Here is a 7187-nt window from a genome sequence, read left to right as displayed (position 1 = left end):
TTGAATAAAGCTATTATTTCTTCATTGAGCAATTTAGGTTATTATTACATGGAAACCGAAAAAGACTTTAAAAAAGCCTTAGCAATCTATGATAAATTATTACTTGATTACAAAAAAGAATTCAGCACTCTTGATTTTGTGGATATATATCTAAATTTAGTGTATGCCTATGAACAGCAAAAAGATTATAAAAGAGCCAATTATTACAATACTTTGCACCAAGAATACAAAGAAAAATTATACAATGAAAAAATAAACGATAAAGTTCGGGAAATTGAAACAAAATATGAGATTGACAAAGTTGAAAATGAATTCAAAGAAAAATCTAGACACTTAGTTGAAAACGAAAATAGAAACAAAAAAATAATTTTCATTTTCGTGGCTCTGTTTGGATTTAGTTTGGTGCTATTTTACTTTTTCTACCAAAATTTACAACTCAAGCAACGGAATAAAATTAAAGAACTCGACAGCGAAATTCAAGAAAATATTATCAATGCATCCATCGATGGACAAGAACTGGAACGCAAAAAATTAGCCGAAGTGCTTCACGACAACATTAGTGCGTTACTTTCTTCGGCGAGTTTGCACTTATCGGCATTTTTAGTTGGCCAGGATAATCACCAACCGGAAGAAATTCTAAAGGCTAGGTCGTTACTCAAAGAAGCTCATGACAAAGTTCGCGATTTATCCCATGAATTAGTGCCGCCGGTATTAGCCAAGCTCGGATTATACCATGCTATTCAGGATTTGTGTGAAAAGAATTCCAATTCTATTATCTATTTTACCTTTAACTATTATGGCTCTAATGAAAAACGCTATAACGAAGAGTTTGAAATTAAAGTTTATTTTATCATCACTGAGCTGATTAACAACATCTTAAAACACAGCAAAGCGACCATAGGAAATATTACTTTAGAAGAACGGAACAACCAACTTATTATTAATATTGAGGACAACGGAAATGGATTTGACAGTACTAAAACACAAGCTGATGGTTTTGGCCTTACCCAAATTAAAGCTCGTGTAAAAAGTTTAAAAGGCAGAATTACAATCAGTTCTAAAATTGATACCGGAACATTGATTTATATCAAACTACAAATCCCACAACGTTAGATTTTCTTTTCCATTTCGATAATTTCCAAGTCTTTGATTTGAGCTCCGTCGATGACAAAACGCAACATCGTTCTTACTTGATGAAACCCACTTATACCCGCAGCACCCGGATTCATGTGTAATAAATTCAACGATTTATCAAATTGAACTTTTAAAATATGCGAATGACCACAGATGAATAATTTTGGAGGATTGCTTTGAAGTTCACTTCGGATTGCCTGATTGTATTTACCGGGATAACCTCCAATGTGAGTGATTAATACGTCTACCTCTTCACTCCAAAACCGGTTGTTCAACGGAAATTCCATTCGGGCTTTATCATCATCAATGTTGCCAAAAACTGCCCGTAGTGGTTTTAGCTTTTTGATTTCATCTGTAACGGTTAAATTACCAATGTCGCCGGCATGCCAAACCTCATCGGCTAAACGAACATACTTTAGTATCTTTTCATCGAGGAAACTGTGGGTGTCTGATAAAAGCAGAATCTTTTTCAATTTTGTATTTTTGCAATAATGGAACGAAGATACAAAGTGAAAAGTAATCCATTCCCTTTTGGTTCTAAAATCTTAACTCCATTTTTACTTGTCACCGCAAGTTTAACTTAAAATTATACCGTTTGTAAATTTGTCACAAATTCAATTCAATTATCTTTGCTACCGGAATTATGAGGTATTTTATCAAATTAGCATACAACGGCACAAATTACCACGGTTGGCAATCGCAACCTAATGCTTCTTCTGTTCAGGAAACATTAGAAAAAGCACTTTCATTATTGTTAAAAAGCAAAATTGAAATTGTTGGTGCCGGAAGAACCGATACGGGTGTTCATGCGAAAGAAATGTATGCTCATTTTGACTATCCTGAGCCTCTTGATGCTGCTTTTTGGATTACAAAACTGAATTCTTATTTGCCAAAGGATATCGTTATCTATGCTATTCTTCCTGTTGCTGATGAAGCTCATGCCCGTTTTGATGCCACCAGCAGAACCTATCAGTATCACATCAATACATTTAAGGATGCTTTTTCGTTTGAACAAAGTTGGTACCATCATTATCCTTTGGATCTTGCTAAAATGAATGAGGCAGCCCTTATTTTAATGGAATATACAGATTTTGAATGTTTTTCTAAAGCGAATACCGATGTGTTTACATTTAATTGTAAAATAACACAGGCTTTTTGGCAACAAAACGGAAATCAAGTAGTGTTCACCATCACGGCTGACCGTTTTTTACGGAATATGGTTCGAGCCATCGTTGGCACCATGATAAATATTGGACAAGAGAAGATAGCCGTAGCTCATTTGAGAAAAATAATTGAAAGCAAAAACCGAAATGAAGCCGGATTTTCGGTGCCGGCACATGGATTATATTTAACCCACATTGTTTACCCCTATTTACACGAATGAAAGCCTTCGATACTAAATTATTCAAACGGATTTTGTTCTATACCAAACCCTATCAATGGCGGTTTAATGGTGTAGTTATTTGGGCTATATCACTTTCAATCTTCGCGGCTCTTCGCCCCTATTTGTTGAAGGAAACTGTGGATAATTACATTAAAACAAACGATGGGCAAGGCTTGTTATTTTACATAGTGTTGATGGGAATCATCCTGTTGATGGAGGTTTTATCGCAATTTTACTTTGTTTATTGGGCGAACTGGCTGGGTCAGGATATCGTGAAAGACATTCGGATTAAGCTTTTTGACCACATGCTTCGTTTTAAAATGAAATATTATGACAATTCCCCCGTGGGCCAACTGGTTACTCGGTCTGTTTCGGATATTGAGGCGATTGCCCGTATCTTCAGTCAAGGATTGTTTATGATTATCAGTGATTTGATGAAGATGGTTGTTGTTTTGATTTTCATGTTCTTCATGAACTGGAAGCTAACCTGGATTGTGATTTTAGCCATGCCTATTTTACTTTATGCAACCCGTATTTTTCAATTGAAGATGAAGGTTGCTTTTGAAGAAGTTAGAACTCAGGTGGCCAACCTCAATACTTTTGTGCAGGAACGCGTGACAGGAATGAAGATTGTTCAACTTTTTACTCGTGAAGATATCGAATTTGAGAAGTTTAAAGTGATAAACGACAAACACAACAAAGCTTGGATCAAAACGGTTTGGTATAACTCCATCTTCTTCCCTATTGCGGATATCATTTCGTCGTTTACGTTAGGTTTTATTGTATGGTATGGCGGAATTGGCATTATTGGCGGTGACTCTGTAACAACTTTTGGTGATTTATTTGCTTATACGATGTTGATTACAATGCTTTTTAATCCCTTGCGACAAATTGCGGATAAGTTTAATGAGTTACAGATGGGAATGATTGCGGCCAATCGGGTGTTTGCCATTCTTGACATTGAAGACCAAGTACAACATAACGGAACCGTTATTGCTCCTCATTTCAAAGGAGAATTATCGTTTAAAGATGTTCATTTTGGCTATATTGAAGGAGAAGATGTAATTAAAGGTATCAATTTAGAAGTTAATCCCGGCGAGACCATTGCCATAGTTGGTTCAACCGGAGCAGGAAAATCGACGATAATTAATTTATTGAATCGATTTTATGAAATTAAGCAAGGTACAATCAGTATAGACGGGCAAGATATCAAATCGTTTGAACTGGAAAGTCTGCGAAAACAGATTGCCGTGGTGCTGCAAGATGTTTTTTTGTTTGCTGATACGATATTGAATAATATTACTTTGGATAATCCGATGATTACGAGGAAATTGGTGATTGAAGCTGCACAAAAAATAGGCGTTCATGACTTCATTATGAGTTTACCGAACGGTTATGATTATAATGTAAAGGAACGGGGAGTGATGTTATCATCAGGACAGCGGCAGTTGATTGCTTTTTTACGGGCTTATGTGAGCAATCCGAGTATACTGATTTTAGATGAAGCTACATCGTCTATCGATACCTATTCTGAGGAATTAATTCAAGCGGCAACATTGAAAATAACCAAAGGAAGAACTTCGATTGTTATTGCTCACCGTTTAGCCACTGTGATAAATGCAGATAAAATCATTGTGATGGACAAAGGTCGCATAGTTGAACAAGGAAAACACGCAGAACTACTTCAAAAAGCAGATGGGTTTTATAAAAACTTGTATGATTCACAATTTGTAGTAGAGGTTTAGATGTTGTTGGTAATAGGTTGCAAGTTGTAAGTTCAACCTTTAACCAAAAATCCCCTTCGAAACTTTCTAAAAAGAGATTAAATCCTTAATTTCGCATTCTATAATTACGAAAATTCAAAATACGATGAAATACGACATTATTGTTTTAGGTAGCGGTCCCGGAGGTTATGTAACAGCCATACGAGCTTCGCAATTAGGCTTTAAAGTAGCCGTGGTAGAGAAAGAGAATCTTGGTGGAGTTTGTTTGAACTGGGGTTGTATTCCTACGAAAGCCCTCTTAAAGTCGGCACAAGTTTTTGAATACCTTAAACATGCTTCTGATTATGGCTTGTCGGTTTCGTCTTTTGATAAAGATTTTGGGGCTGTAATTGCCCGTAGTCGCGGTGTGGCTGACGGCATGAGCAAAGGGGTTCAGTTTTTAATGAAAAAGAACAAAATTGATGTGATTGAAGGCTATGGTACTTTGAAACCAGGCAAGAAAATGGACGTTAAAGCCGCCGATGGAAAAGTAACAGAATACAGTGCTGATTATATCATTATTGCCACGGGTGCCCGTTCACGGGAGTTGCCAAATTTGCCACAAGATGGTAAAAAAGTAATTGGTTACCGTCAAGCGATGACCTTGCCGCAACAACCTAAAAAGATGATTGTGGTAGGTTCAGGAGCGATTGGAGTTGAATTTGCAAGCTTTTATAATTCGATGGGAACGGAAGTAACAATCATTGAGTTTCTTCCCAATGTAGTTCCTGTGGAAGATGAAGATATTTCAAAACAATTTGAACGTTCGTTAAAAAAAGCCGGTATTACGGTGATGACTAATTCTTCAGTAGAACGAATTGATACGAGCGGAAATGGTGTGAAGGCTTTTGTTAAAACAGCCAAAGGAGAAGAGGTTATTGAAGCTGATATTTTATTATCGGCGGTAGGAATAAAAACAAATATTGAAAACATTGGTTTAGAGGCCGTAGGTATTGCGGTGGATAGAGATAAAATACTAGTTAATGATTTTTATCAAACTAATATTCCCGGGTATTATGCAATTGGTGATGTTACTCCCGGACAAGCGTTGGCTCACGTTGCATCTGCAGAAGGGATATTGTGTGTAGAGAAAATTAAAGGACTTCATGTGGAACCTTTGGATTATGGCAATGTACCGGGCTGTACGTATGCAACACCCGAAATTGCATCTGTTGGTTTAACTGAAAAGCAAGCAAAAGATAAAGGATTTGAATTGAAAATCGGTAAATTTCCCTTTTCAGCATCAGGAAAAGCGAAAGCATCAGGAACTCCTGATGGTTTTGTCAAGGTAATCTTTGATGCCAAATACGGCGAATGGTTAGGATGCCACATGATTGGTGCCGGTGTAACCGACATGATTGCTGAGGCAGTGGTTGCCCGAAAATTAGAAACTACAGGGCATGAAATTTTGAAAGCCATCCACCCGCACCCAACAATGAGTGAGGCAGTAATGGAAGCTGTGGCAGACGCTTATGGAGAAGTGATTCACTTATAAATAAAACAAACTCTTATTAAAAGCTGTCTTGAAAAAGGCAGCTTTTTTTTTATCTAATTCGCGTATAATCCACTCGTTTAAAATACGCTTTTAGACGCTTTGTTGGCTTAAAAACCACTCTGTTTCCTTTGATATACGATTTGCCCCAGAACAATCCGTTTAGGCTAACGAGTTACTCATGCTGATTCTTTTGATAATGTTTCCAACATTTCTTCGTCTTGATGAACAGCACAGGGATAAAAATTTGTTTACGGATGTGTTGCCAAACTTATTGTTTTGCTACCTTTTTAATTTGTATAGCCATCTTTACTATATTAACATTATGGATATGCAAATAAAATGGTGCTTAGGCACAAAATAATTCGAAGTAATTTGTTGAATTAATTTAATTTTTAATGGGAAAGGGCTTGGGGTATTGTTAATTTGAGAATTATTGCTGAAATCAGGCTGGAAAGAGTGGTTGATTCCTGTTTTTAATTAAAATTTATTAAATTTGGTTAAAAATATTCCTACCATGCAACAAGAAAAAGATTATCTAAAAAAACAAATTGACCAACTTGGTATCGTGTTGCGAAAAGTGCTTTCGGACTTATTGGGAATAAAACAACAAGGTGTGCAGCAAGATATTATTGAAACGACCAATAAGGCATTGAAGAGCGAAATTGACTTAGATTTGAATGAGTTCATTGCTCTTCCCGATGATAGTTTTATCGATACACTTGTTCGCAAAAAAGGTTTTAATAATGAAAACCTCGATTATTTTACAGATATTCTTATTTCTGTTGCAGAACGCTTTCCTGACGATGAAGCAATGAAAAAAAGTTTGTATCAAAAGTGTCTGCTCATTTATACTTTTCAAGAAAAATCAGCTTCTACTTACTCTTTTGGCCGACAAATGAAAACAGACCGATTGAAAAAGTTGTTATAAACAAATTTTTAAGTTACTTTGGTACTATAATTATAAAACATCAAAACGGTTTTGATTAATCTCAACGTTATACAAGAAATTTTATTTTTACTACCTGAAGTAATTGAAGAACACCATCTTAAATTAATTTCTTTCAGGGTAAGAAAGGAAGTTTTTGTTACTTATAACTATGAACAATCTCAAGTTTGCCTAAAACTTTCACCGGCTGAGCAACGTAATTTTCATTCTAAACACGAGCTATCGTTTTATCCGGTTCCGAACAGTTGGGGTCGCCAAGGATGGACTCATATAATGTTGGATATAGTGGATAAACAAGTTTTAAAGGAGGCAATTTTCAGTGCTTACAGTGCAAATGCCCCTAAAGAGTTGTTAGAACAAATCAGACCAGAGGACAAAGAATAGACTAGGTTGAGAATGATAAAAATAAAAATCCCGAAGTGTTGGCTTCGGGATTTTCGCTTTGAATAAAAACTATATAATAAA

The 7187-nt window shown here is 36.0% G+C and carries 7 protein-coding genes; 6 read left to right on the top strand and 1 reads right to left on the bottom strand.

Annotated features, from left to right (window positions below; genetic code table 11):
• Nucleotides 1-1113: ATP-binding protein (locus C0512_RS09830; protein ID WP_290861064.1), on the top strand; the 1113-nt coding region annotated here is incomplete at its 5' end.
• On the opposite strand, the gene C0512_RS09825 is transcribed toward C0512_RS09830, so the two are convergent.
• Complete coding sequence (locus tag C0512_RS09825; RefSeq protein ID WP_290861062.1) at nt 1110-1607, bottom strand: metallophosphoesterase family protein; 498 nt, start codon at nt 1605-1607, stop codon at nt 1110-1112. The two genes, C0512_RS09830 and C0512_RS09825, sit on opposite strands and share 4 nt — an antisense overlap.
• A gap of 170 nt (nt 1608-1777) precedes the next feature.
• Between C0512_RS09825 and truA the strand changes: the two genes are divergently transcribed.
• The 5 genes from truA (at nt 1778) to C0512_RS09800 (ending at nt 7106) form a co-directional block, all read left to right on the top strand.
• Nucleotides 1778-2518 carry a tRNA pseudouridine(38-40) synthase TruA gene (gene truA, locus C0512_RS09820; protein WP_290861060.1) on the top strand — a complete coding sequence of 247 codons (741 nt, stop codon included), beginning with the start codon at nt 1778-1780 and terminating at the stop codon, nt 2516-2518.
• A complete protein-coding gene (locus C0512_RS09815; protein WP_290861059.1) occupies nt 2515-4263 on the top strand; it encodes an ABC transporter ATP-binding protein in 1749 nt (582 codons plus the stop codon). The genes truA and C0512_RS09815 overlap by 4 nt, the downstream gene beginning before the upstream one ends.
• A gap of 124 nt (nt 4264-4387) precedes the next feature.
• Entirely contained in the window at nt 4388-5776 is a 1389-nt protein-coding gene (gene lpdA / locus C0512_RS09810; protein ID WP_290861057.1) for a dihydrolipoyl dehydrogenase, read from the top strand.
• A gap of 514 nt (nt 5777-6290) precedes the next feature.
• A complete protein-coding gene (locus C0512_RS09805; protein ID WP_290861055.1) occupies nt 6291-6704 on the top strand; it encodes a hypothetical protein in 414 nt (137 codons plus the stop codon).
• A gap of 51 nt (nt 6705-6755) precedes the next feature.
• Nucleotides 6756-7106, top strand: a complete 351-nt coding sequence (locus C0512_RS09800; RefSeq protein ID WP_290861053.1) for an MmcQ/YjbR family DNA-binding protein — start codon at nt 6756-6758, stop codon at nt 7104-7106.
• Nucleotides 7107-7187: the final 81 nt, after the last annotated feature.

Origin of the sequence: Flavobacterium sp. (assembly GCF_013822155.1) — a bacterium.
GTDB lineage: Bacteria > Bacteroidota > Bacteroidia > Flavobacteriales > Flavobacteriaceae > Flavobacterium.
Note: the sequence above shows the minus strand (reverse complement) of the source record. Positions and strands in the feature narration are given on the sequence as shown.